Source organism: Flavobacterium sp. CECT 9288 (genome assembly GCF_918731615.1).
Taxonomy (GTDB): Bacteria; Bacteroidota; Bacteroidia; order Flavobacteriales; family Flavobacteriaceae; genus Flavobacterium.
The window spans coordinates 492,194-517,539 of the sequence record NZ_OU957226.1 but is presented as its reverse complement, the minus strand read 5'-3'; the positions used below and the strand labels follow the sequence as shown (position 1 = coordinate 517,539).

The window sequence follows — 25,346 nt, the reverse complement described above, 5'->3', positions numbered from 1 at the left end:
CAGGTAAACGCTACTGTTTTTTGTTCTTTTGCTCTAAAGCGGGTGATTGTTCGGGTGCAGAGTTTTTTCGGATATCGATATGATATTCTTTCTCAGCTAAATCAATCATCATGTCAAACAAGATTGCTTTTTTATCTGCAACGTAAGCTTGTCGTTCTAAAAGAGCCTTTTGTTTTTCTAATAGCTTGACTTGGGCTTCAAGTTCCATAATTTTTTGTTCGGGTGACTTTGCCATATTCAAAGGGGATTGGTTTTCCCAATCAAAGTTACCAAATTTTCGTAACCAGCCCAAAACTGTAGCATGGCTTTGAATGCCATATTGTTTTCTAATTTGGGTAATTGATGAACTACCTTGCTCAACTTCTCTAACGATTTGAAGTTTTAAGGACATGCTGTAATCTCGCTGGGTGCGCTTTACATAATTCGTGTATTCTTCCATAACGATTGTTTTTGTGTATCGCTATTTCAGGACGGGACAATATGTATTTTGACTACTTCATATTTAACAGCCTTTTATACCATGCTTTTTGTTCTACTTGCATACCGTATCCATAGCCGTAACCATAGCCTTTAGACGAATCGGTATCATTTAACAACAAACACATGTTAGGTAATTTATGTTCTTTATATAAAGTATTTGGAATGTTCAACATTCTTTTTTCTAAGACATTCGCACGTGCTACATAAATAAAACAATCTGCATTATTAGCAATTAACAACGTATCAGTAACCAAAGCTACAGGAGCCGTATCTACAATGATATAATCGTATTTCTTTTTAAGATTCTCAAACATCGTTTCTACCTTTTGGCTCATTAATAGTTCAGCTGGATTAGGCGGAACGATACCTGCAGGAAGAATATCAAAATGTTGAAATCCATCATACTTTACAATAAAATCCTCTACTTTTAAATCTTTAGACGATAAATAGTTTGTTACTCCGTCATCTGGAATCGTTAAATAATCGTCCAAACGCGGGCTTCTGATATCCATTCCTATCAACAGCACTTTTTTACCAGAAAGTGCAAAAGTAGCTGCCAAATTTACGGATACAAACGTTTTTCCTTCTGATGGAAAAGTCGAGGTTAAAAATATGGTTTTAGCTTGACCATCAGGAACACGACTCAGCATAAACTCTAAGTTAGTTCTAATGATTCGCAACGCTTCAGCACTACTCGTTCTGCTTTCGGAACGAATCAACTCGTTTGGAGAATCAGAGGAAGGAACATCACCAATAAAAGGAATCAATGTTTTGCCTTCCAAATCCAAACGACTTTTAATTTTAGTATCTAACAAATCTTTGACATATATCACTCCAAAAGGAACTAAGAGTCCTAGCAACAAAGCCGCCAAATAAATGATACTCTTTTTAGGCGATACAGGAACTTCAGATCCTTTTGCCTCATCCACAACACGTGCAATAGCCTCTGTGGCCGCCATGGCAATAGCCGTTTCTTCACGTTTTTGCAACAAGTACAAATACAGTTCTTCCTTCACTTTTTGCTGTCTCGCTATTACGCGAAACTGTCGTTCTTGTACCGGAATTTTACCAATTTTACTATTTAACAATCCTTCTTGACCGTTCAAATCTCTTTTCTGGATTTGTAAATTGGACTTCATTCGAGTCAAACTAGCTGATACATTAGACTTTAAAGACTCAATTTGCGCGTCAAGTTTAATAACAGATGGATTCGACTCTGTAGCCGATTTTAAAATTCTATTGCGGTCTAATACCAATTTGTTGTATTCACCAATCAACTCCGTAGCTTCACCACTGATAATATTGTTTGGCAACAAATCTGCCTTTTTGCTTTTTTTCATAAAATCAAGCATAGAACCGATCATGTTCAACTGTATATCGGCTTCAACTCCTTTTTTATCGTACTCGCTAGATCCCTCTATAAAAAGCTTGGCTTCAGTTTCAATATCCGTCAACCTATTAGAATTTTTGAAGTCTTGAACATTTTGCTCTACTCCATCCAATTCTTCTGTAATCAACGCCAAACGATTGGCAATAAAACGAGAGGTGTTTTCTGAGATGAAATTTTTATCTGCTGCAGCGTCTTCGTTGTAATTTTTAACCAATTTATTTAAGAAATCCTCTGCTTTTTCCAACACTGGATCTGAGATAGAAAGCTCTACTACACTACTTGTCTTGCTTAACGGATTTACAGTCAACCGAGACCTGTAGCTGTTTACTACTTTCTCCAGAGGTGTAATGACAATCTGAATCGTAGTGGCCGATTCTCCATGAGATAACGGATTCACCAGTGATTTGTTAATCACAAAAGCACCTAACTTAGAAGGAATAGATTCTCCATAACGGAACGTCTTTTTGGATGTAAGTAACATTTTATTATCTGCTTCTTCTTGTAATTCAAATGAATTGGTTGCAGTCGCCTTAAATTCAAAGGCAGCAGTCCTATCTTCAAAATCTTGCTTCTTATTTAAAAAAGTAACAATGATGGGTGCATTTTTATACAAATCACTGCTGATGATTTTTCCTTGTGACACTAAGGTAACCGCAAGATTCATTTTCCTCAGCGTACTTTCTACAAGGGTGCGTGACTTTAAAATCTCAATTTCATTATCTAAATTATTTTTTGCTCCACCAATTCCCATATCTGCAAAAGCTGACAACTCAGAAGAAAGTCCGCCTTTTTTTTCATCTTTAACTAATATGGTAGTGGCCGCTTTGTATTGGGGTGTCGTGTATCTTAAATAAACGTATGCAATTGATAAACTGATCATCATGCCCAACAAAAACCACCTCCAATGCGCAGCATATTGATCTACAATGGCTCTAATATTAAAATCTTGTTCTGTGTTATCAGTTTGAATACTATTTTCCATTCGGGTTTAATTTGAACTTGAAACGATAAGCGTTATTAAAGTAATTAGTAAAGAAGAAATAGAGATGATTACTCCTGTATTAGGCCCTACTGCAGCTGCATTGATGCGGCTTTTATTAGGCTCTACATAGACCACATCATTTTGTGCTAAGTAATAAAAAGGAGAATTCAAAAAGGCAGCATTGGTAATATCCACCCGATTGAATGATTTCACTCCATTCGTTTCTCTAATAATCAGGATGTTGTTTCTCTTTCCATATATGGTTAAATCTCCAGCCAAAGCAAGTGCCTCGATCAGCGTGATACGCTCGGAGTTTACAGGAAAAGAGCCAGGATTAATTACTTCACCTTGTATGGATACTTTAAAATTAGCAATACGTAAGTTGATAATAGGATTTTTAATATAAGTTGAAATTTTCTCATGTAGCATTTGCATGACCTCAGTACGGGTAAGTCCACTCACTTTTAACTTTCCTAAAAAGGGAAATTCAATATTGCCTTGAGTATCTACTAAATACAATTGCATAGTCATTTGACCACCAACATTGTTCAAATTATTACTTTGTTGTGTAATAACCGAACTCAAGTTAAAGGGTGCAGCAATTTCAGGATCTTCTGCTGACACAATAATAGACAACAAATCATCTTGTTGGATCTTGATCTCATAAGAGCTGCTGTTGGATTGGGGGGTCATGGCATCAATATCTTGGTAGTAGACCACGTCTTTTCTTTGGGCACAAGAAAACAACAAGCCTATAATCAGGAAAGGTATGGCCCGTTGGAGTACATAATAATATTTCATTTTCAATGATTTGGGTATTAACGGTGCAAATATAAGAAAACACTACTTAAATCGCCCTTTTAATGCTACTAATTTAAAATCTTCTACAAACCAATGCCACGGTATCAACAAACACTTACACGCTGAAGCTTTACCTTAGATTACCATCAAAAACGCAAAAAAGGGTATAAAATTGCCTTCCTGATTTCGTATTCCAAATAATACTGGAGTTTATCTAACGTAGTTGTTAATACCTCTTATTATTTAGCTGCAAAAATACCGTAACCGTCTAAACTTAAGAAATTTAATATTGTAAAGAATCCCTTAAAGAAGTGCCACCGAACGTATACCATAAAAAAAACACTCGAATTGACTATTTCTTTAATCGAAATGGACTGCTCGAGTGCTTGTTTGCTTTGTATATCACTATGCTATTAAGGATGTACTTCTACCGTATCTAGCGTTTCAAAAGTAGAGTTCATACTTTTAAACTCAGGTACAATTTTTTTCATCTGCGCCACCATGGCATCATTGGTATACCTTTCTGCAATTTGAATCAAATCACTCACATCTTGATGTAAGGTCTCGTATTCTTCTTGCAATTCTTGGGCAATCATAATTTTAGAATGGTAGGTTGGTAAGGACTTGGAGGTGTCATTTAACAATTCTTCGTAAAGTTTTTCACCTGGCCTCAACCCCACAACCTGTATTTTAATATCTCGTTCTGGTATAAAACCAGCTAACTTGATCATTTTTCGAGCCAAATCTATAATTTTCACAGGCTTGCCCATATCAAATATATAAATTTCGCCACCCTTGCCCATAGCTCCAGCTTCTAAAACTAGTTGGCATGCCTCTGGAATCGTCATGAAATACCGAATAATATCCTTGTGAGTAATGGTAACAGGCCCACCTTCAGCAATTTGTTTTGTAAAAAGCGGCACTACAGAGCCATTGGAACCCAATACATTTCCAAAACGAGTGGTAATAAATTTGGTGGCTTGCTCCCCTTTTTCTTGTTGGTTTTTCAAATGTAAGGACTGTACGTACTTCTCTGCAATGCGTTTGCTGGCCCCCATTACATTACTTGGGTTTACCGCTTTATCAGTAGAGACCATTACAAATTTTTTGACGTTATAGGCGCAAGCTAAATCCGCTAAATTTTTAGTTCCTTTGATATTCGTAAAAATAGCTTGACACGGATTATCCTCCATCAACGGAACGTGCTTGTAGGCAGCTGCGTGAAAAACAACATGCGGTTTGTAGGTTTTAAAAACCACATCCATCGCTTCCCGGTTTCTAATATCTGCAATTACAGTTCTAATTTTAACGTCGGTACTAATTGCGTCCGTTTCCAATTGCAAATGGTGTAAAGGGGTTTCAGCTTGGTCTAGTATAATTACTTTTTTAGGATTAAAAGTCAATACTTGTCTCACAATTTCACTACCAATAGAGCCCGCTGCACCACTAATCAAAACCACTTTGTCTTTCAATTGTTTGGAAATGGATTTGTTGTCCAAAACAATTGGTTTCCGCTCCAGCAAATCTTCAATTTGAATGGTTTTAACCTTTTGAGAAATCTCGCGTTGGTTCTCCCAATCCGAAATCAAAGGCACGGTAAAGACTTTTAAATTGTACTCCAAACATTGATCTACGATCACAATTTGCTCCTCTCTCGTCAATGCTTTGTCAGCCAAAATCACACTGGTTGCTCCCACAGAACGCATCATAGCAGGTAATTTCTTTTTCTGAACCAAAATAGGCAAATCCAACATCCTTTTAGAAGCATTTTGATTGTTTTTGTCTATGAAACCTACAATTTTAAAACGCGTTGGCGTTTCAAATTTTAACGCATTCGCTACCGATATCGCATTGGCATCTGTACCATAAATAACGGTTCGAATCAAGTTGGTGTTTTTATTTTCAGAAAAATAGAGTTCAAAAGTTTGTTTTACAATCACACGGTATAAAAACAACCCACAAAAAGACAGTACTATATTAATGAATAAGGCCGTATTCAAAAAAACTTTTTCACCTTGAGCAAATTCAAACAAAAAATTAACAATCAAAAAGATGATTAAAACGGATAGTTGTGAAAACAATAATTTTACTGCATCAATATTTGAGGAATGTCGAATGATACCTGAATACGTTCGGAAAAGCCAAAAGAAAAAGATATTGCACAGCACTAGTGAAGAGAAATACCATCCGGAATGACTGGTTATCACATAATCCAAACCGGTACCTTTAAAAATAAGGTAGGTAAAAAAGAACGATAAAATAAGAACTACCAAATCAATGGAAACAATAATCCATCGTGGTAAATATCCCAAGTTGTGAATATTCAAACGCAAATTCAAATTGGAATAATATTCACTAAACAATGCGGCAATTTTTTTAGTTAATGGACGACTCAAATTCGTAGGTTTTAAAATGGTATTATTATCATTCGTATAGTAAAATCAAAGATAAGGAAAATTTTGTTCTTACAAGTTTCCTTCAAAAAATGTGTTTTCGATTTTTACTGTTCAGTTTACAGTGTTCAGATTACAGTGTTCGGTTCACAGAGTTCACAGTTTTTAGTGTTTAGTAGACAGTTATCAGTAATTAATCGATAATTTAGACCATAAATTCTCTGGAAATCATTTTGAAAAACCCGCCCTAAATTCAAACATCAAAAAAAACGAGAAAAAGCAATGGTAGCACTCTGCGAGCTAAGGGAGAAAAGTGTGCGGTATTCAGTACTCAGTGATCAGTAATTAGTTCTTAGTAAAGAAAGCTTAGTTTCAGGTTTCAGGGTTAAAGTTTGAAGGTTAAAGTTTCAGGTTAAAGAATAACGTCTACTGAAAGCAATACGGAAAAAACGCCCTTAAATAAAAGTCGTCTATAACTAATACTTAAAAGCTTTGTTTCTCATTAACTTGCTATTAATTATAAAAAGGTTCTAAAATCGCAGTCAATACCTTTGTAATCCGTTCTCTATCCGCATCAGATAAATTAGATCCTGACGGCATACACAATCCCGTATCAAACAAGGTTTCAGAAACAGAACCTCCATAATACGGATACTTTTCAAAAATAGGTTGCAAATGCATCGGTTTCCATAATGGTCTTGATTCTATATTTTCAGCTTCTAATGCCAATCGCAAGGTCTCACGTGTTAACCCATTTGCTAAAAGAGGATCTACAACAATAGCACTCAACCAATAATTCGCAAAATAATCTTCATTAGGTACAGTAAAAACCGAAATCCCTTTATAATTCTGAAAGAAATCAGCATAAAAATCATGCATCGCTCTGCGTTTGGCCACGTGTGCCTCCAGCACTTCCATTTGCCCTCTTCCAATTCCGGCACAAATATTACTCATGCGGTAGTTGTACCCAATGGCACTGTGCTGGTAATGTGGTGCATCATCTCTAGATTGAGTCGCATAGAAAACGGCTTTTTGCTTTAGGGCTGCGGTAGGAGTCACAATAGCACCGCCGCCAGAAGTAGTTATGATTTTATTACCGTTAAAAGACAATACCCCAATATCTCCAAAAGTACCGCATTTTTGTCCTTTGTAGGCGCTCCCTAGTGCTTCCGCACTGTCCTCTAAAATTGGGATTTGGTAGGCATCGGCAACCGCACGCACCGCTTCAATTTGATACGGAACCCCATACAAGTGCACGGCAATAATGGCTTTTGGTTTTTTGCCTTTGCCCATTTCACTAACGATGGCTTGCTCAAGAGCAATCGGGCAAAGATTCCAGGTTTGTATTTCACTATCTATAAAAACAGGTGTAGCACCTTGATACAAAATAGGATTTGCAGATGCTGAAAAGGTCATGCTTTGACACAACACCACATCCCCTGTTTGAACTCCTAATAAAATCAAACCTAAATGAATTGCCGCCGTACCCGAACTTAATCCTGTTACAAAAATAGGTAGCTTAAAAAAGTGTTGCAACGCAATTTCAAAGGCATTAACATCTGGTCCTCCAGAAGTTACCCAATTATTATTTATAGCATCTTGCACAAATTGAAGTTCTGAACCACTGCACTGACCTAATGACAAATAAATGCGTGGATTAGTCCCCAATTTTCCAGTTATTAACATCGAATCTCACGTCATCACTAGAAACTTGATCCAAGGGAAGCGTAGAAAAAGACAACAATCTAGAACCTTTCTCTAAAGATTTTATAGCATTAGCATAACCACAGGGTATATTTAAGACGGCACTAACTCCTGCTGATAAAACCACTGATTCCACTATTAAATCAGAGGAAGGATTTTCCCAATTATCAACTTTTACAAATGAAATTTGAAAGGAACCTGCAATGCAATAAAAATTTTTAGAATCAAGCTTGTGACCTTGCCAAGCTCGTATTGGATGCATTTCTGAGTTTTCTATAATATAAAAACGTTCAATCCCTAAAAATTTAAAATCATTTACAAAAGAGACAGATCCTCTTTGATCAGTAAAAATATTTCCTTCTATTATAGTAGCCTCCATTAGTACTTAATTTTTTTTAAGAGATAAAATTTTACAGAATATAGTACTAGCAAAGGCAAAAGAACCAATGCAAATAGGATAAAATCTTCAATATGTGAATAACCATAAATAACTACAACAGATACTAAACCTTGAAGACCAGCATAAATCATAGCAACAATACGATGTTGTATTTTATAGCCGTTACTCAAAACTTGGTACAAATGCCAACGATGTGCCTCAAAAATATTCTCTTTCAAATGAATTCTATGGGCAATCGTAGTAATTGTTTCAACACCATAAACTCCTAAAAATAAAAGCCATACTAACGATTCCGTTTTTAAAATCAATTGCAATAGTAAATAAATAATCCAAAAAGCGATAGAAATACTTCCTACATCACCTGCAAAACATTTTGCTTTTTTTCTAAAATTGAAAAATAAGAAAACTGCACTTGCTACCATAGGGTACACAATAAAATCAAAAGAAGTAAAACCAGCTACGTATTCGTTTACATATAACAAAGAACTTAATACAGCTAAAGTGTATAAACCTGTGATACCATTAATGCCATCCATAAAATTATAGGCATTAATTATGCCAATAGCCAATATATAGGTTAACACAATACCCCAAACCGGAACTATATCAAAGAAACCTAAACTATACAGTACAAGACTGATTGCTAAAAATTGTGTAATTAATCTAATTTTATTCGGAAGACTTCGAATATCATCCCAAAAACTGACTAAACTTACTGAAGTGATTCCAACAAAAAATAAATAATGTCCCTCGAAATGTTGAAGAAAATACAGAACAGCTGCAAACCAAAAAACAACTCCACCGCCGCGAAGTGTAATTTCGGTATGGGCACTTCTATGATTGGGTTTGTCTACAATATTATAGCGGTCTGCTATTTTAAAATAAAGCAACATAAGAGCAAATAATACACTTATTAAAATTAAGTATTCCATCTTATTTCATAAAGCTTTTAATCGTTTTTTTTAATCCCTCAGAAGCACTTATTGGTAAATTTTCAATACCAATAGCCTTTTTAATTTTATCATTTGAAACCCTATAATTTTCAGTAAGCTTCTTGACCGTTTCAGAGTTCAAGGGCAATTTAATCTTATCTCCAATCTTTGCTCCTGTAGTGATAAGTACTTTTGGGATTTTAAGCAAATGAGCCTTTTTACCCGATACTTCTGCAATGATCTCTACTAATCTATTGGTTGAAACTGCGTCATCATCAGCGAAATTATATACTCCAGAAAGTATATTTTTATCTGACAAAATAGCATCTATCATAAAATTAAGATTGTCTATGCCTAAAAAAGAGCGTTGGTTTTGAAAGGAAGCTAAGGGATATGGAATACCTTTTTTTACAATATTATATAATAAATTTAAATTTCCTTTATTTCCAGGACCATGGATCATGCAGGGACGAATGATAAAAACTCTCTTATCTTGTGGTAATTTCTGCTCTAAAATATATTCCTCCGCTTGATGTTTAGCAATGCCATAATGGGTTTGGGGATTTGGTATTTTGTCCTCGCTAAGTATTCCTTTAACCTCATCGGCCACAGCCTTTACCGTGCTCATGAAAATAAACACAGTAGCCTCCGAAATTAAAAAAGCATTAAACAGTTGCTTGGTTAACTCATAATTAGCTTCGTAATAATCTTGAGGATAGGCTACTTTTTTTAAATCATGAGCTTTGCCGGCAAGATGAATAATCACATCTCCCTTTATTTCAAACTGCTGATTTGATAAGTAACGAACGCTCATAGTTTCGATTTCGTGTGAAGTCTTCAAATAATCTTGAAGATTCTTACCAACAAAGCCAGTGGCTCCTGTTATTGCTATTTTCATTTATTTAAATTGAGACAATGCCTTCTTATTTATTTTCTTTCTCTCTAAATCAAAAAACCATCCCCATTTATTGAAGTAGGTTATGGCAGAATTTAAAAATATTTTAAATAATTTTTTACTTTTATTGGCTCCTGATTCATATGCGTGTATCACCGAAACCTGAGGAAAATAAATCGTTTTGTAATATTCATGCATTCTTCTTGATAAATCCCAATCTTCAAAATACATAAAAAAAGAATCATCATACATCCCCACTTTTTTTATTGCATCTATATTCAACAAGGTAAAACAACCCGAAAGTACTGGAGCATTATAAATAACATCTTTCGACACGAATCTCAACTCATATTCGTTGATGAATTTTTGATACGCTTTCGCAGGTATTTTAATTTTTCGTTTTAATATGCTAAAAGGACTTGGTAAAAGTTTAGGCAAATTCTGAATTGTCCCATTTTCATTTAAAATCTGTGGCATCATCATTCCAATTGTTGAATCATTTTCCATATACTCTAACATTGGTGCAATCACATTACCCTCAAAATAAATATCAGGATTTACTATAAAATGATATTTTGACCCCAGCTCAATAGCCTTCTGAATTGCCACATTGTGAGAAGCACCAAATCCAGGATTAGCCGGATTGTGGATATATTTTATCTTTGAATCGGTAACCAATATATTTAATTCGTTAGTAGGCGAATTATCTACCAAAAAAACTTTCCCTATATCATCTAATTTCAAAATAGATTGAACTGCATTCTGTAACATAATGAGGTCATTTCTGTACAAAACAATACAAGCTGTAATATTTTTTTTATCCATTTTTTTTATTAACACAAATAAAATGTAGTTAATATAACTTATATTACCACAATAGATTATAACTTCAATCTATTAATACTAATATAAGTTATATTAAATAATATTTTAATTGAAAGCATAAATGTTAAAAACCTATTTTTTATAAATGTGCTTTGTCTCTACAATTCTCTTCCCAGTAATACTTCTAATAGTCTGTCTTAAGAAGGCATCTGCTCTCAAAAAAATATTCTTGACAGCTTCTTCTGGTCTACCATAAAAAGAAGTTACATGGAAATACTCAGAAGCCTCAGCTGGTTTTTTAGAAAAATAATAATTTGACACGCAACATCTTTTACCTAAGGCTGTAACTTTACTTACTGAGTGTATTGAAGTTTTATTGGTAATCATTAGTACTAAACGATTAAATTTCGAATGAATCACTCTTTGAACTTCACCCATACCGTTATCCCACAGTTCCAAATTTCCACCGTTATTTAAGTCCCATTCTGGAGTTACATAATACAGCAAATTCAAAACACGGTAATTTTCTCTATCATTATCATGTGAATTATCTAAATGGGGATTTAAAAAATTACCTGTAGCCATCAAACTAATTCCTCCTGCATAAAGATGCTCATCTGGAGTCATTTCTTTTAAGCCTGTTATCTCTTCAACTATTCTTACTATTTTTTCATCCTGGAAAGCAAAAACCGCTTCTTCTAACAAAGGATTATATAAGTCCATTTGAGCTGCAATTCGCTTATTTTCTCTCAATGATTTATGCAATGCCATTTCCTCTGGAGAAGGATATGCTTCATAAATTTCTCTAGCTACAGCTTCTGGCAATAGATTATCAATAACACATGAATTAATTCTTCCACTTTGATTGAATTCTTTCTTTAATTCCTCTTTGTGAATTAATAATTTATCAAATATCAATTCAGCTAAATGAGACCTAGTTAGTTGCATAATAATTTTATTTTTTTATCCATTTATTAATTTCAAAATCGTACTCTTTTATAACTTTGGCAGGGCTTCCAACCGCTATTGAATATGGAGGTATTGACTTAGTGACTACTGATAATGCGCCCACAACGCATCCTTCCCCAATGGTTACTCCTGGCAACACACAAACGGATTCTCCCAACCAAACATTATCTCCAATTACTACTGGCTTACAAATTGCTTTTCTATCAACTGGTAAACTCATAGGGTGATCACTTAATAACTCATCATAACTACCGTGGTTATGATCAGAAATATAAATCTTACTTGCCATCAAAACATTATCTCCAATTGTAATAGACCCAACAGCTCCAATATGAACATAATCATTTATTTGTACATTATTACCAATTGAAATACAAATTTGACTTTCTTTATTCAACGGGAAAGCTTCGACTCTACAACCAAAACCTGATGTGAAATTTTTACCAATTTTTATATTTCTTTTATTTCTTATATCAAATGGCAAACGAATAAGCCTCGCTTGTCTGTAAAATATTTTTGTGTATAATAATGATACCAGTAATCGCAACGAACCTAAAATCCCATATCTCTTTACCATAATTAGCCTTATCTTGTTTTAACAATCACTATTCTTCTGAAATATTTCAAGATTGAAAACACAACCAAACACGAATATTCCAAAACATTAATAATTTTTAAATTTAATGCGTCTTTTAAATTCTTCAACTCTCCTTTTTCCATTTCTTTTAAATTCCCCGAAAGTCCTGAATGTCCAAAATGTGCTTTACCATCTCCAGTTAGTACTAAACTTTCGTTCAAAAGAAAACAATTATATTTTTGAGCAATTCGTATAAAATAATTTCCTTCTTCAGCATACTTTTGAGTTTCATCAAAATAACCAACATCAGAAATAATCTCTTTTTTAAAAATTACTGTAGGAACAACAAAAATAAACTTAATCATTAACAACTTAGGAGAAATTCTTGTTAAGACACTAAGCTTTTTCCACAAAATTTTATCAAAATATTCTCCATTACGATTAGTTCCTAAAAAATCAATTTCAGGATTCTCGCTTAGTACTTGAATTTGTCTTTCTAGTTTATTAATTAACCATTCATCATCGCTATCTAATAAAGCAATCCAATCTCCCTTCGCTAATTTAATCCCTGCGTTTCTTGCTGTAGAGACACCACCATTTGTTTTTTTGACTAACTGAATATTCAAAGTTGAATTATTGGAAATAAAATCTTCAACAATAGTCGATGATTCATCCAAACTGCCATCGTCAATTATTATTACTTCATAAGGAAGTATTGTTTGCTTTTTTATTGAATTTAATGTCATCAAGATAGTCTTACTTGAATTGTACATTGGTATTACTACAGAAATCTTCATGTTTAATTATTGAATTCCATTAATCCTAACTTTCAAATACTTTATCTAAACTATTTAACTGATTTTCTTCTGTAAAACTTGTTTTTACAAGATTGTAACCATTGTCAGCTATAAAATTGTATAGTTTTTCATTCCCGATAAGTTTTTCAACATATTCGGCATATTCCTCTGCAGAATTGTGATGTGGTAAAAACCCTGTAAAACCGTTTAATATGTAATCCGAAACACCACCAACAGCATTGGCCACAACAGGTTTTTTCAATATCATAGCTTCCATTATAACTCTTGGCAAACCCTCAGTTTCTGATGGATGTACTAAGATATCACAAGCATTAAAATATGTTATTACATTCGGTTTGTTTTTAACAATTTCAACAACGTCATCTAATTTATACAGTCGTACCAAATCAACTACCTTATTGTAAAAAACTTCCGATTCACCTCCTTTATATACTAATCCAGCAAGAACCAGTTTGAAATCTACTCCTTTGCCTTTTAATATTTTCGCCATTTCTAATGACACTAATTGACCTTTGTCTTTTAAAAAACCTCCAGCATGCAATATTATCTTGGTATTTTCTCCTTTTTCAATAACAGCAACTTCTTTAGATAATGCAACTTCTGAAATGGCATTATGCACAACATACAAATTATCTAATGAAGTAAGACCTCCACAAAAAAGTGCCTGTTTAGTAGCATTTGAAACACATACAAATTTATCGACTAGATATTTATAAAGCAATTTATCAAGTTTGGAAATTTGACTTAGAATAAACCAACCTCTGGCGAAAAACAAAACCTTAAATTTTTTATTTGGAAAGTAAACCAATGACGACAAAACCTTAGAATTATTAAGAACAATATAATCAGGTTGTATTTCCTTTATTATATTTTGAACTTTTTTTCTTATCCCAATTAAATGAGGAATAAACAACAGTGAGTTAATTATTTTTATTAATAAAACAGGTGAAGTGTTAATAATATAAGGAGTCTCTCTTTTCTCAATAATACGCAAGTCTATTCCTCGCTTTGTCACATTCTCTACAAAAGGAGTACAAGAACCATAAAAGTCAATTATTGTTACCTTATGCTTCCTAGACAATCTTTCAGCTAACTCTACAGCACTAATTCTAGCGCCACCATAATCTTGTACAGCCTCTAAAAAAACAATTTTTTTTATTTGTTCCAAATCAAAATAACTTTTATAATAAATTTAAACTTCACTTGCATGATGAAGCATTTTTTTTCTTTTAAAAAAACTTTCAAGCAAAAGGATGTTCCATATTCTTTCAGTATGATCAACTTTATGTTCTTGATGTTCATCCCATATTTTAAATACCAATTTTCTATCCCAAAAAGTTGAGTCAAATGGTATTTGCTCTATAATCTTAAGACCCCAATCTTTCAAATCATTTCTCAACCAAAATGTTAGAGGAATTGAGAAACCTTGTTTTGGTCTATCAACAATTGATTTTGGAACATAATCATATAGGATGTCTTTTAAAATTCTTTTCGAAATATTATTTTCGTATTTAAATTCTTTGGGTAGGCTTATTAAAAACTCAAGTACTCTATGGTCAAGAAAAGGCGCACGAGACTCTAAGCTTACCGCCATAGCTGCTCTATCAACTTTAACAAGAATGTCGTCTGGCAAATAAGCAAGAGCATCGTAATAACCCGCAAAATTAAATCCTAAATCTTTTGTCTTTAAAAAATCATCTGAGAATGAAATCAAGTTGTTTTTCAAAGGTAATGGATTATTTCTGAATTTGTTTCTCCATTCTGCATGAGCTTCATTTAGATTTTTGCTGTTTTTTAAAATAGTAGTTAGAGACAGAAAATTTTGAATTCTATTTAAAATTCCTATTTTGCGAAATGGCTCAAATTTCATAACAAAACCAAAAAATTTATCCACCCCTAAAATAGATGCTATTTTAAAACTTGCATATTTATCATAAATAGGATGGTCAGAATAACCATAGACAAACTCGTCTGCACCATCACCACTCAAAGAAACCGTTACTTCATTTTTTGCCAATTCTGAAACAAAAAAAGTTGGAATTTGTGAACTGTCTGCAAAAGGTTCGTCCCAATAGCTGATAATCTCATCTACTCGACTAATAATTTCATCAGTATTTAATTCTTTTGATTTGTGAATTGTTCCTAGGCTATTGGCTACTTTTTCCGCGTGTACAGATTCATTTTGCCCAGGTTCTGGCATTGCAATTGTATAAGTATGCAAATCGCTTTTTACATACTTTTTTAATATTGCACAAACCAAAGAAGAATCAATCCCTCCAGATAAAAAAGCTCCTAATGGTACATCTGAAATAGACTGATTTTTAACAGCCTGAATTAGTAATTGTTCTAATTTATCTTTTGCTTCTTGATACGTTCCTTTGAAATTATTCTTCTCTAATTCCTTAACTTTATCAACTAAAGACCAATAAACAATTGGTTCAGGTAAAGTTTGTTTTTGAATTATATCAAAATCAAATTCCATGATTGTACCTGGAATAACTTTGTAAATATTTTTATATATTGAAAGGTTTTGAGGCACGCAACTTCTAAGTAAAAAACCAACTGCAGCGTCAATATTTAAAACTTTTTCAAAGTTTGAATGCACTTCAAATGCTTTCAATTCAGACGCAAAGACAAATTGACCTCCTTGAAACCCATAATACAATGGTTTTTCTCCAATTCTATCACGAACTAAGCAAAACTTCTGCAGTTCATTGTCCCAAAGGCCGAAAGCAAACATTCCGACTAATTTAGAAACACACTCTTGCAAGCCAAAAAGTTCAAATCCTGCCAGAAGTACTTCTGTATCAGAACTTCCTTTCCATAAAATTTCGGGCAATCTTTCTTCTATTTCTTTCTTAATGTCTAAGAAATTATAGATTTCTCCATTGAAAACAATCGTAAACCTTCCACTTTGGCTATTCATAGGCTGGTTACCCGCGCTAGATGTATCAATTATTGAAAGTCTAACGTGTCCTAAATTAACAGAATACTCCTTATTTATTTCTAAACTAGAAAAATCAAAGTGATCTGGACCTCTATGATTCAGGCTGTTTTTCATAACCAGTAAATCCTCTCTACTCCCCTGATATTTTTTTCCTAAAAAACCAAAAATTCCACACATTAATATATATTTTTTTTTACACAATTAACACTTAACTATTCAATGTATAATCTACTATCACTATTTATTTTTATCTTATTACTAACTAAAATAATACTTAGCACAAAAAAAGGAAAAACATACTGAAAAATAAATGGTTCTTTAATTTCAATCGTAAACATTATGAATAAGAGAATATAAAGAGATTTACTGCTTGTTCTATTAATCTGATTCCTTAAAAAAAGAATATATATAGTGTAAAAAAATACTGAAATTAATAAGCCTAAAGAATAATACGTTTGAATGTATCCCGAGTCGTTGCCTGAAGCATTTCCGATTCCTGATTCATGAACAACTCGACCCGTCCCTATTATTGTCTGAAGATTAATTGGAGGAATAGGCATACTAGCAAGCGCTTCACTAGTATCATTATTCTTTAATTTAAATGCATTCTCTATCCATTCTGTAAAAACATCAACACTAAAACCATTAATTCCTGAAGTAAGATTCTCTAAGATACTAATTAAATTTACTTGATAAATAGTAACGCTAATCAAACTAATTAATACTATGTTTTTAATTTTTTTTATTTGATTGATAAAATATATTATGAGACTAAAAAATGAAATAAACAAACCTGTCCGACCAATCAAAACAATTGAAACAATTATAATAATTATAATAAACCAAAGTAAAATAGTCCTATAAAAACCATTATTATTTATTTTTAAAAGTACTAATGATGATATTACTCCTATGCTTTGAATTACAGACAAGCCAGCACCACCAATTGAAGCAAATGCAACAGCTCTTAATACTTGATCTTCGTCAAAATTAGAGGTAAATATTATTAAATTATAAAATAATGCTTTTATTGATGGATTTATAAAAGAAAGTATAGTAAGGATAGCTTGTAATGCAACAGTAAAACTAATTAAGTATAATAGCTCATTTCTACTTTTAATAAAACTAATAAAAAGAAAAGGAGCAATTATACTATAAAGCGTAAACCATAACAGTCTTGAAAGTTGAGCCGAGTCAGATGAAAAAGAATACTGAATTAAAGCAACTAAGAACACTAAAGATAAAGAAAATAAAAAATTGTAAAATGTTTTGGCAAACACTTTTTTTTTATTGACACTTACTAAAAGTAAAACTAGAAAACATATTCTTGCTGTTGTAATGCTTGGTAAAAAAGTAAAATTTATATCAAAAAATATTGAAAATATAAAAATAAACTTCAAAAGAAAATTTAGTTTTCCATGAGGAAAAATGGTTTTATTTATTTGAGATTCGATCACTACTTACTAATTTTTTTTAACGAGACAAAGTATAAAATATAAGCAACTAAACTTTTCATATTAAATCCAGCACAAAAACTAACTTTTATCCAATTGAGATAATTTTCTTTTTCTTTATACCTTAATGCTCGTAAATTTTCAGAATATCTATATAAAATTACATTTTGTAAGTAAGGATACTTAGTTAAAAGTATGTTACAAGAATTAAGATGGTCTATATATGCATTGTAATTCTGCTGTGACGTAACATTATTACCATGACGTCTGTATCTTCCTAACACTTCATCAAGATATCTAATTTCACCGCCGTTACCAAGTGCTTCAACCCAATACATCCAATCGCTAGCTATTGGCAATCTTTCATCAAATCCATATTGAGGAGCCTTACTCCTTCTAAGCATTGTTGAAGAACCTCCATTAAAAGAACCATATTTGATTAAGGTCTCAACATCTCCTTCTTTGGCATTTCTTTTTGAGTTTAATAGATATGATTTTTGAATGCCATCTGAAAAAAAAACTTCTAAATTGTGATATAACAAGGTACAGTTTGGATGAGCCTCCATAAAGCCTACCTGCTTAATAATTTTCCCAGGCATCATTAAATCATCACCTCCCATCCAAGAAATATATTTTCCTTTACATGCGTAATGTGCAACATTATGATTTTTCGTTATACCTAAATTATTTTTTGCCAATTTTAAGATAAATAAATTTGGATATTCCTGTTCATATTTCAATAACATCTCTTGTGTCCCATCGGTCGAACCATCATCGGCAACAATTATTTCTTTATTTTCATAATCTTGCTTTAATATAGATTCTATACATTCTTTTAAATATTCTTTTTGGTTATAGGTAACAATTGCAATACTTACTAGTGGAGTCATAATTAATAATTTTTATTGAATATTAACTTTCTAAATATGAACAACATAGTTAAAAAATATAATATATAGTTTAAGGCAAAAGCAATTGTTATACCTATTAATTCTAAATGATGAACAAATACAAAACCAAGGACAACATATAATACTGTGAATAATACTTCTGTGAATATAAAAATTTTAACCATAGCCTTTGCCAACATCAAATATGATAATATCCACGCTGCCATCTTAAAAAAATCACCAACCAATTGCCAAAAAAATAATGTTTCCATCTGTAAAAACGAAGGAGTATATAAAATTTTTATTATAAAAAACCTCAAGTAATAAATTATAACACAACCAAAAAATACTATTGGCAAAATAATTTTATATCCTTTAAAAATTTCATTTCGCAATTCTTTATTTGTTTTTAAAGATGATAATTTAGGTAAATAATATGTACTGAGCGATGTAACAATTAGTAACAAGTATCCATCAGAAACTTTCATCATTCCTTGCCAATAACCGGCTCCATCAATTCCAACTTTATCAATTATTAAGTTTCTTAATAAAATCTGCGAAACTGGAACCAAAATTGCAGTAACGATAGCCATTAGGCTAAATCCCCCTAATTTTTTGGCTAGTACTTTATTAAATGGCTGAGTGAAATAACTCCACGAAAACCAAGGGCTTTTTACAATTAATGATAATGTAATAAAGAAAACTATTGACTGAGATAAAACTAATGCATATAATGCACCATCAACTTTAAAAAAATATACTAGAAAAATTGTAAATAACAATCCTACTATACTTCCTATTGTATTTACTATGGTATATGTTTTAATTTGATGCCTTCCATTTAAAATGGCTATTAATAAACTATTTAAAGAATATAAAACAATACTAATTCCTAAAACACGAATCGCATTTGTATATATATTATTTGTCAATATCCAAGTTGAAAAAATTGGGGCGAAAATAATTAATATTGGTCCAAAGATTATGGAACAATAAATAGAAATTTTAAAGGAGGTACTAACCAGTAATTTTTGTTGCACCTCATTTCCCTCATATTCTGAAGTATACTTTATTACACCATTATTAATTGCTCCATTAGCAAAAGTTAATGCTATAGCAATAAAATTTGTAAAAGCACCTATTAGCGCTACTCCTCCTGGACCAGTGTATATGGCTACCACTTTATTAGCAATAAAACCAGACGCTAATCTAATCACAGTAATTATTGCTGAAAAAAAAGAAGTCTTTAATAATTTCAAAATAATTAAAATTTATTTAAAGCCATTACCACTTTCTCTATTTCATCAATATTCATCACAGGACTGATAGGTAAACTCAACACTTCCTGATGTATCTGCTCTGTTATAGGCAAAGAAATATCCACCATATAGGAGTAACATTCCTGTTTGTACAAAGGAATAGGATAATGAATTAATGTTTGAATTCCATTTTCTTGCAAATAGTCTTGCAATTCATCCCGTTTATTGGTACGAATTACAAAAAGATGCCAAACATGTTCATGAAGATCCCCAGCATTTGGCAAGACTAATTTATCACTCTTGATATTCTCAATGTAGTAGTTTGCAATCTCTTGACGACGTAGAGTTTCATTCTCCAAATAGCGTAATTTAACATTTAAAAATGCAGCCTGCATTTCATCCATACGACTATTTAAACCTTGGTATTGATTCACATATTTCTTAGAAGAACCATAATTTGCCAAAATGCGAACGGCTTTAGCTAATTCTGCATCTTTTGTGGTTACAGCTCCAGAATCTCCTAATGCTCCCAGATTCTTACCCGGGTAAAAACTAAAACCGGCAGCATCCCCTAAATTTCCAGAACGGGTACCATTCCATAGCGCTCCTATGGCTTGTGCATTATCTTCAATAATTTTTAAATTGTGTTTCTTAGCCAACGAAACTAATTCGTTACTCCAACATACACGCCCATAGAGGTGAACCACCATAATAGCTTTGGTCTTTGAAGTAATTTTACTTTCAATTAAATTCAAATCTAAATTGAACGTGTTCAAATCAGGCTCAACTAAAACTGGAATTAATTTATTATCTGTGATCCCCAATACAGTAGCGATGTAAGTATTTGCAGGTACAATTACTTCGTCTCCTTCCTGCATAAACCCTAACTCCATATAGGCTCTTAAGATAAGACGCAAAGCGTCTAATCCATTAGCTACTGCAACAGCATGTCCTCCTTCTTGAAAAACTTCTAAACCAGCTTCAAACTGTTTCACTTGTTCACCCTGCAAATACCACCCACTATCAATAACTTCAGCCGCTACTTGTTTCAAATCAACTGAATACTGTGCATTTACTTTTTGTAAATCTAAAAACTTAACCATCTATTTACTTTTTATTAGAATCTTCAAGCCACTTTTCATAACCAATATTAGCCCAAGGCATACCTCTTTCAAATCTTTGAGGCCATGGATAATGAGGCTCATCGGTCTTCCTTGATTTAATTTCTCTTACATCTTTAATAAATTTAGCAGGACTACCTAATACTAATTGATAATCCCCAACATCTTTACCTACTATACTTCCTGCTCCTACAAGACAATGCTCACCTATCTTCACCCCAGGTAATAAAACGCTAAAAACAGCAATTTGTGAATAATCCCCAACTGTTGGTCCATTGCAAATGTCTGAGGGTGGAGTAGGGTCATTTGTAAGAACTACATAGGGATAAATAAACACAAAATTCCCAATCGTAGAACCTTGACCAATGTGAACATTTGAATGCAACCAACAATAATTCCCAAATTGAACAAATCCTTGTATATCAGATAATGTCCCTACTCTACAATTATTACCAAATTTTGAATTTTCTCTAATAGTAACTCTATGTCCTGATGAAAAGTTTTCTCCAAAAACGGATCCAGCATAAAATAAACAATGGCTTCTAATAAAAGAGTTTTTCATTATCTTCGTAACTGGATTATCATACAAAGCATCAACATAATAATCATTTAATGGTTCGCCTATGATACAATCATTACAAATTGTAACATTATCTTCAATTTCTACATTATCATAGATTACCGTATTATCACCAATTCGAACATTTTTACCTATTTTAGCTTTAGCACTAATTCTTACATTTACATTATTAAATTTCATGATTTTTTGTAGTTTAACTATTAATTATATTTTCTGATGTAATTTAACTGAATACAAAATTATATGTCTAATGGAAAAATTTCTAATTTCTCTCCAAAAACTGGGCTAAATTTATGATTCTTTTGCATATTTAATCATAAGGTTAAAATATTTTTCGCATTATTATACTACCATTTTCATTACTAACTGCTTGAAAATCAAAATTCACATATAGCTTAATTGCCTCATTGTTTTCCTCCAATACTTTTAGATAAATACTTTCTAGCTTTAACTCATGATAAGCTATTTGAAGTAATTCGCTTAAAATAAATTTACCTAAACCTTTACCCCAATATTGTTTTTCTCCAATATATCCCCAATACTCAGCCCTTCGCTCTAAATAATTTATATTTTTAAACCCAAAAACCCCAATAGGGATTCCATTGAAACTTACACCCCAAATTTTGTAACTTGGGTTTTCATCAATACCTTCAAACCATTTTTTTTGTTGTTCCTGTGTAAAATCAGCAGTATCAGTTAAAGATTTTATCTGAGGATCATTCAGCCACCTCCATGATTTTTTTAAATATTTCTCATCATATTTCTCAAGTTGAATCATTTTTTATAATCTAAAAATTCATTATAATCTCTAATATAATCAGATTCTACATATTCATGCGATGCTAAAACTAAACAAATAGAACCACTAGAAAAATTTTTTATTTCTCTCCAAATACCTGATTTTATATGCAATGCTTTTGAAGGGTCATTCAAGAAAAATTCTTTTTTGTTAATTCCATCGTCGAGAACAAAAGTAAAAGATCCACTTGCGGCTACAATATATTGTTGCAGTTCATAATGTCCATGTCCTCCTCTTTCAGACCCCATAGGTACATCATATAAATAATAAATTCTTTTAACATCGAAAGGGATATTATTATTATTTTCTAATGCTGTAATATTACCCGATTCATTGTGAATTTTAGGCAACTCAACTATCTCACAATCAATCACACTATACATTCCTTAATATTTTAAACTCTTCAAAATTTCTTACGTAATCATTTTCGTCAAAATTTTTATCAGATACAATAAGCGCCAAAGCGTTCGTTGAGAAATTCTCTAATCTTCTCCAATACCTTTTTGGTATAAAAAGTCCATAATAAGAACGGTTTAATGAATATTTAATTTCCTTAAAGCCATCATGGAGAACAATATCAAAGCTTCCAGATAGAGCAATGATAAACTCTTGTTGTTCTTTAAACGCATGACTACCTCTTATTTCTCCACCAGGAACATCATAAATCCAATAGGTTCTTTTAATTTTAAAAGGCAATTGGCTTGGGCTTTCAAAAAAAGACAAATTACCTCTCAAATCATGTATTTTAGGTAATTCAATAATCTTTGGTTCCATAAATAATATGAATTATAAATTATAATTTCCCATCAACTACATTACCAATAATACCTTTAACATCATACAAAACACTATTATCATTTAGCAATGATGAAAAATCTACATTTAAAAATTCTTTATGTGCTACACCTAAAACTACAGCCTGAAATTTTTTAATAGGCAAAGTTATAGTGGTATTTAGCCCATATTCATGTTTTACTTCATTTGGGTTTGCCCAAGGATCGAAAATAGTAACTTTAATTCCATAATCAGCTAAAGCCCCAATTACATCTACAATTTTAGTATTACGTACATCAGGACAGTTTTCTTTGAAAGTAATTCCTAACATCAACAGATCCGCACCATTAATGGTAATTCCTTTTTTAATCATTAACTTAACCACTTGTGAGGCTACATACTCTCCCATAGAGTCATTCAAACGGCGTCCAGCCAAAATTATCTCTGGATGATACCCCATTTCTTGTGCTTTTTGTGCTAAATAATAAGGATCTACTCCTATACAATGTCCACCAACCAATCCAGGCTTGAATGGTAGAAAATTCCATTTGGTGCCCGCTGCTTCCAAAACAGCATGCGTATCAATATCCATTAAGTTAAATATTTTTGCAAGTTCATTAACAAAGGCAATATTGATATCACGTTGTGAGTTTTCAATTACTTTGGCAGCTTCAGCAACCTTAATGCAAGGAGCTAAATGCGTTCCTGCAGTTATGACACTTTTGTATAAATCGTTTACTTTCTGTCCTATTTTAGGAGTTGATCCTGCTGTTACTTTCAGTATTTTTTCTACAGTATGTTCTTTGTCTCCCGGATTGATTCTTTCTGGCGAATATCCTGCAAAAAAGTCTACATTGAATTTTAAACCTGATATTTTTTCTAAGACTGGCACACATTCCTCTTCAGTTACTCCCGGATAAACCGTAGATTCATAAATAACAATGTCTCCTTTTTTTAGAACTTTACCTACCGTTTCACTTGATTTGTACAAGGGTGTCAAATCTGGGCGATTATTTTTATCTACAGGAGTAGGAACAGTAACGATATAATAATTACAGTCCGCAATATCATTTAGCGTAGCCGAACATAATAATCCATTTTGATTATTATTAAAGTCATCGACCAATACTTGTTGCAAAACTTCATCCGAAACCTCCAAAGTGCTATCCGTTCCAGAACGCAATCCATCAATTCTGTTTTGATTGATGTCAAATCCAACCACTGGATACTTAGTTGCAAACAACCTCGCCAATGGAAGCCCCACATAGCCTAAGCCTATAATTGCAATTTTTATACTCATTCTTGTTTTTGTTAATTAGTTGATTCGCTTATTTTAGTAAACAAAATTGCTTTTATACTTTGCCCTTTATTTTAAATTTTCCCAATACCAATTAACAGCCTGCTCTAAACCCTCTTGCATCGAAAATTCAGGATCATAGCCTAATAACTGTTTCGCTTTATCGATACTGGCCAAAGAATGCGGTATATCTCCGGCTCTATTTGGTCCATATATAGTCTCAACATTTGCAATAGCAGGATCAAAAACGGATAAGTATTTTTTTAACGAAGCCATCAGATCATTTAATGTGGTTCGATCACCAAAGGCAGTATTGTATACCGTGTTAAGAGCTACTGGATTTTCCGTAACCATAGCAAGTACATTCATCTGAATCACATTGTCGATATAGGTAAAATCTCTTGAAAAATTACCGTCGCCATTGATTATCGGACTTTCGTGTTTCATTAGCTGCATCACAAACTTTGGGATTACCGCAGCATATGCACCATCAGGATCTTGTTTTCTTCCAAATACATTGAAATAACGCAATCCGATTGTATCTAGGCTATAAGTACGCTGAAATATATCAGCATACAATTCATTAACGTATTTAGTGATTGCATAGGGCGATAATGGTTTACCAATCGTATCTTCAACTTTTGGTAATGCTTCAGAATCTCCGTAAGTTGAAGAACTGGCGGCATAGATAAAGCGTTTCACTTTGGCATCCCTTGCCGCAACAAGCATGTTTAAAAATCCAGAGACATTAACATCATTACTGGTAATAGGATCATTTATCGATCGTGGAACAGAACCCAAAGCTGCTTCGTGCAGAATATAATCAACTCCTTGAGCGGCTTTGTGACAATCAGCAAGATTGCGGATATCTCCAATTATTAATGTAAAATTAGGATTTGTCAATAAATGCTGTATGTTCTGGGTTCTGCCTGTAGCAAAATTATCAAGACACACCACTTTATTATTAAATTCTAACAAATGTTCACATAAGTTCGAACCGATAAAACCGGCACCACCTGTCACTAAAATTGTTTTATTTTCTATTTGTAGCATAAGTTT

General features: G+C 32.6%; 24 protein-coding genes. All 24 read right to left on the bottom strand.

What is annotated here, in order from left to right:
* Positions 1–10: 10 nt before the first annotated feature.
* The 24 genes from LQ189_RS02320 to LQ189_RS02205 all read right to left on the bottom strand — a co-directional run bounded on the left by LQ189_RS02320 (position 11) and on the right by LQ189_RS02205 (position 25,340).
* Positions 11–439 carry a hypothetical protein gene (locus LQ189_RS02320; protein WP_221916217.1) on the bottom strand — a complete coding sequence of 143 codons (429 nt, stop codon included), beginning with the start codon at positions 437–439 and terminating at the stop codon, positions 11–13.
* Positions 440–491: 52 nt separating this feature from the next.
* The gene (locus LQ189_RS02315; protein ID WP_230154082.1) at positions 492–2,852 is read right to left on the bottom strand and encodes a tyrosine-protein kinase; all 2,361 of its coding nucleotides are present in this window, start codon (positions 2,850–2,852) and stop codon (positions 492–494) included.
* 6 nt (positions 2,853–2,858) lie between these two features.
* Positions 2,859–3,653, bottom strand: coding sequence for a polysaccharide biosynthesis/export family protein (locus LQ189_RS02310; protein ID WP_230154081.1), 795 nt, complete (start codon positions 3,651–3,653; stop codon positions 2,859–2,861).
* A gap of 413 nt (positions 3,654–4,066) precedes the next feature.
* Positions 4,067–6,049 carry a nucleoside-diphosphate sugar epimerase/dehydratase gene (locus tag LQ189_RS02305; protein ID WP_230154080.1) on the bottom strand — a complete coding sequence of 661 codons (1,983 nt, stop codon included), beginning with the start codon at positions 6,047–6,049 and terminating at the stop codon, positions 4,067–4,069.
* 510 nt (positions 6,050–6,559) lie between these two features.
* Positions 6,560–7,714 (bottom strand): DegT/DnrJ/EryC1/StrS aminotransferase family protein, encoded by a 1,155-nt coding sequence (locus tag LQ189_RS02300; protein WP_230154079.1) that lies wholly within the window; start codon positions 7,712–7,714, stop codon positions 6,560–6,562.
* On the bottom strand, positions 7,704–8,129 hold the full coding sequence (locus LQ189_RS02295; protein ID WP_230154078.1) for a hypothetical protein: 426 nt from the start codon (positions 8,127–8,129) through the stop codon (positions 7,704–7,706). Before LQ189_RS02295 ends, LQ189_RS02300 begins: the two co-directional genes overlap by 11 nt.
* Entirely contained in the window at positions 8,129–9,082 is a 954-nt protein-coding gene (locus LQ189_RS02290) for a glycosyltransferase family 4 protein (protein WP_230154077.1), read from the bottom strand. Before LQ189_RS02290 ends, LQ189_RS02295 begins: the two co-directional genes overlap by 1 nt.
* 1 nt (position 9,083) lies before the next feature.
* The gene (locus LQ189_RS02285) at positions 9,084–9,980 is read right to left on the bottom strand and encodes an NAD-dependent epimerase/dehydratase family protein (protein WP_230154076.1); all 897 of its coding nucleotides are present in this window, start codon (positions 9,978–9,980) and stop codon (positions 9,084–9,086) included.
* Positions 9,981–10,802: a glycosyltransferase gene (locus LQ189_RS02280; protein ID WP_230154075.1), complete on the bottom strand. Its 822-nt coding sequence runs from the start codon at positions 10,800–10,802 to the stop codon at positions 9,981–9,983.
* Positions 10,803–10,934: 132 nt separating this feature from the next.
* Positions 10,935–11,750, bottom strand: coding sequence for a 2OG-Fe(II) oxygenase (locus tag LQ189_RS02275; protein WP_230154074.1), 816 nt, complete (start codon positions 11,748–11,750; stop codon positions 10,935–10,937).
* Between the two features lie 7 nt (positions 11,751–11,757).
* Complete coding sequence (locus LQ189_RS02270; RefSeq protein WP_230154073.1) at positions 11,758–12,348, bottom strand: DapH/DapD/GlmU-related protein; 591 nt, start codon at positions 12,346–12,348, stop codon at positions 11,758–11,760.
* Between the two features lie 8 nt (positions 12,349–12,356).
* Positions 12,357–13,145, bottom strand: coding sequence for a glycosyltransferase family 2 protein (locus LQ189_RS02265; protein WP_230154072.1), 789 nt, complete (start codon positions 13,143–13,145; stop codon positions 12,357–12,359).
* 25 nt (positions 13,146–13,170) lie between these two features.
* A complete protein-coding gene (locus LQ189_RS02260) occupies positions 13,171–14,334 on the bottom strand; it encodes a glycosyltransferase family 4 protein (protein WP_230154071.1) in 1,164 nt (387 codons plus the stop codon).
* Positions 14,335–14,358: 24 nt separating this feature from the next.
* Positions 14,359–16,290, bottom strand: coding sequence for an asparagine synthase (glutamine-hydrolyzing) (asnB, locus tag LQ189_RS02255; RefSeq protein WP_230154070.1), 1,932 nt, complete (start codon positions 16,288–16,290; stop codon positions 14,359–14,361).
* A 35-nt stretch (positions 16,291–16,325) separates the two neighbouring features.
* Positions 16,326–17,570 carry a hypothetical protein gene (locus LQ189_RS02250; RefSeq protein WP_230154069.1) on the bottom strand — a complete coding sequence of 415 codons (1,245 nt, stop codon included), beginning with the start codon at positions 17,568–17,570 and terminating at the stop codon, positions 16,326–16,328.
* Positions 17,570–18,457, bottom strand: a complete 888-nt coding sequence (locus LQ189_RS02245) for a glycosyltransferase (protein ID WP_230154068.1) — start codon at positions 18,455–18,457, stop codon at positions 17,570–17,572. Before LQ189_RS02245 ends, LQ189_RS02250 begins: the two co-directional genes overlap by 1 nt.
* Positions 18,458–18,459: 2 nt before the next feature.
* On the bottom strand, positions 18,460–19,716 hold the full coding sequence (locus LQ189_RS02240; RefSeq protein WP_230154067.1) for an O-antigen translocase: 1,257 nt from the start codon (positions 19,714–19,716) through the stop codon (positions 18,460–18,462).
* A gap of 5 nt (positions 19,717–19,721) precedes the next feature.
* Complete coding sequence (locus tag LQ189_RS02235) at positions 19,722–20,819, bottom strand: DegT/DnrJ/EryC1/StrS aminotransferase family protein (protein WP_230154066.1); 1,098 nt, start codon at positions 20,817–20,819, stop codon at positions 19,722–19,724.
* A gap of 4 nt (positions 20,820–20,823) precedes the next feature.
* The gene (locus LQ189_RS02230; RefSeq protein ID WP_230154065.1) at positions 20,824–21,597 is read right to left on the bottom strand and encodes an acyltransferase; all 774 of its coding nucleotides are present in this window, start codon (positions 21,595–21,597) and stop codon (positions 20,824–20,826) included.
* 142 nt (positions 21,598–21,739) lie between these two features.
* The gene (locus LQ189_RS02225) at positions 21,740–22,195 is read right to left on the bottom strand and encodes a GNAT family N-acetyltransferase (protein ID WP_230154064.1); all 456 of its coding nucleotides are present in this window, start codon (positions 22,193–22,195) and stop codon (positions 21,740–21,742) included.
* Complete coding sequence (locus LQ189_RS02220; RefSeq protein ID WP_230154063.1) at positions 22,192–22,599, bottom strand: FdtA/QdtA family cupin domain-containing protein; 408 nt, start codon at positions 22,597–22,599, stop codon at positions 22,192–22,194. Before LQ189_RS02220 ends, LQ189_RS02225 begins: the two co-directional genes overlap by 4 nt.
* On the bottom strand, positions 22,592–22,990 hold the full coding sequence (locus tag LQ189_RS02215) for an FdtA/QdtA family cupin domain-containing protein (protein ID WP_230154062.1): 399 nt from the start codon (positions 22,988–22,990) through the stop codon (positions 22,592–22,594). The genes LQ189_RS02220 and LQ189_RS02215 overlap by 8 nt, the downstream gene beginning before the upstream one ends.
* 19 nt (positions 22,991–23,009) lie before the next feature.
* Positions 23,010–24,290 (bottom strand): nucleotide sugar dehydrogenase, encoded by a 1,281-nt coding sequence (locus tag LQ189_RS02210; RefSeq protein WP_230154061.1) that lies wholly within the window; start codon positions 24,288–24,290, stop codon positions 23,010–23,012.
* Positions 24,291–24,356: 66 nt separating this feature from the next.
* Positions 24,357–25,340 carry an SDR family oxidoreductase gene (locus tag LQ189_RS02205; RefSeq protein ID WP_230154060.1) on the bottom strand — a complete coding sequence of 328 codons (984 nt, stop codon included), beginning with the start codon at positions 25,338–25,340 and terminating at the stop codon, positions 24,357–24,359.
* Positions 25,341–25,346 lie beyond the last annotated feature (6 nt).

Excerpts from the sequence above, each read along its gene's own strand:
- LQ189_RS02275 (WP_230154074.1), bottom strand. The coding sequence starts at position 11,750 with ATGCAACTAACTAGGTCTCATTTAGCTGAATTGATATTTGATAAATTA.
- LQ189_RS02310 (WP_230154081.1), bottom strand. The coding sequence starts at position 3,653 with ATGAAATATTATTATGTACTCCAACGGGCCATACCTTTCCTGATTATA.
- LQ189_RS02220 (WP_230154063.1), bottom strand. The coding sequence starts at position 22,599 with ATGTATAGTGTGATTGATTGTGAGATAGTTGAGTTGCCTAAAATTCAC.
- LQ189_RS02210 (WP_230154061.1), bottom strand. The coding sequence starts at position 24,290 with ATGAGTATAAAAATTGCAATTATAGGCTTAGGCTATGTGGGGCTTCCA.
- LQ189_RS02315 (WP_230154082.1), bottom strand. The coding sequence starts at position 2,852 with ATGGAAAATAGTATTCAAACTGATAACACAGAACAAGATTTTAATATT.
- LQ189_RS02265 (WP_230154072.1), bottom strand. The coding sequence starts at position 13,145 with ATGAAGATTTCTGTAGTAATACCAATGTACAATTCAAGTAAGACTATC.
- LQ189_RS02270 (WP_230154073.1), bottom strand. The coding sequence starts at position 12,348 with ATGGTAAAGAGATATGGGATTTTAGGTTCGTTGCGATTACTGGTATCA.
- LQ189_RS02230 (WP_230154065.1), bottom strand. The coding sequence starts at position 21,597 with ATGAAATTTAATAATGTAAATGTAAGAATTAGTGCTAAAGCTAAAATA.
- LQ189_RS02285 (WP_230154076.1), bottom strand. The coding sequence starts at position 9,980 with ATGAAAATAGCAATAACAGGAGCCACTGGCTTTGTTGGTAAGAATCTT.
- LQ189_RS02225 (WP_230154064.1), bottom strand. The coding sequence starts at position 22,195 with ATGATTCAACTTGAGAAATATGATGAGAAATATTTAAAAAAATCATGG.
- LQ189_RS02215 (WP_230154062.1), bottom strand. The coding sequence starts at position 22,990 with ATGGAACCAAAGATTATTGAATTACCTAAAATACATGATTTGAGAGGT.
- LQ189_RS02205 (WP_230154060.1), bottom strand. The coding sequence starts at position 25,340 with ATGCTACAAATAGAAAATAAAACAATTTTAGTGACAGGTGGTGCCGGT.
- asnB (WP_230154070.1), bottom strand. The coding sequence starts at position 16,290 with ATGTGTGGAATTTTTGGTTTTTTAGGAAAAAAATATCAGGGGAGTAGA.
- LQ189_RS02295 (WP_230154078.1), bottom strand. The coding sequence starts at position 8,129 with ATGGAGGCTACTATAATAGAAGGAAATATTTTTACTGATCAAAGAGGA.
- LQ189_RS02245 (WP_230154068.1), bottom strand. The coding sequence starts at position 18,457 with ATGACTCCACTAGTAAGTATTGCAATTGTTACCTATAACCAAAAAGAA.
- LQ189_RS02320 (WP_221916217.1), bottom strand. The coding sequence starts at position 439 with ATGGAAGAATACACGAATTATGTAAAGCGCACCCAGCGAGATTACAGC.
- LQ189_RS02290 (WP_230154077.1), bottom strand. The coding sequence starts at position 9,082 with ATGGAATACTTAATTTTAATAAGTGTATTATTTGCTCTTATGTTGCTT.
- LQ189_RS02235 (WP_230154066.1), bottom strand. The coding sequence starts at position 20,819 with ATGGTTAAGTTTTTAGATTTACAAAAAGTAAATGCACAGTATTCAGTT.
- LQ189_RS02280 (WP_230154075.1), bottom strand. The coding sequence starts at position 10,802 with ATGGATAAAAAAAATATTACAGCTTGTATTGTTTTGTACAGAAATGAC.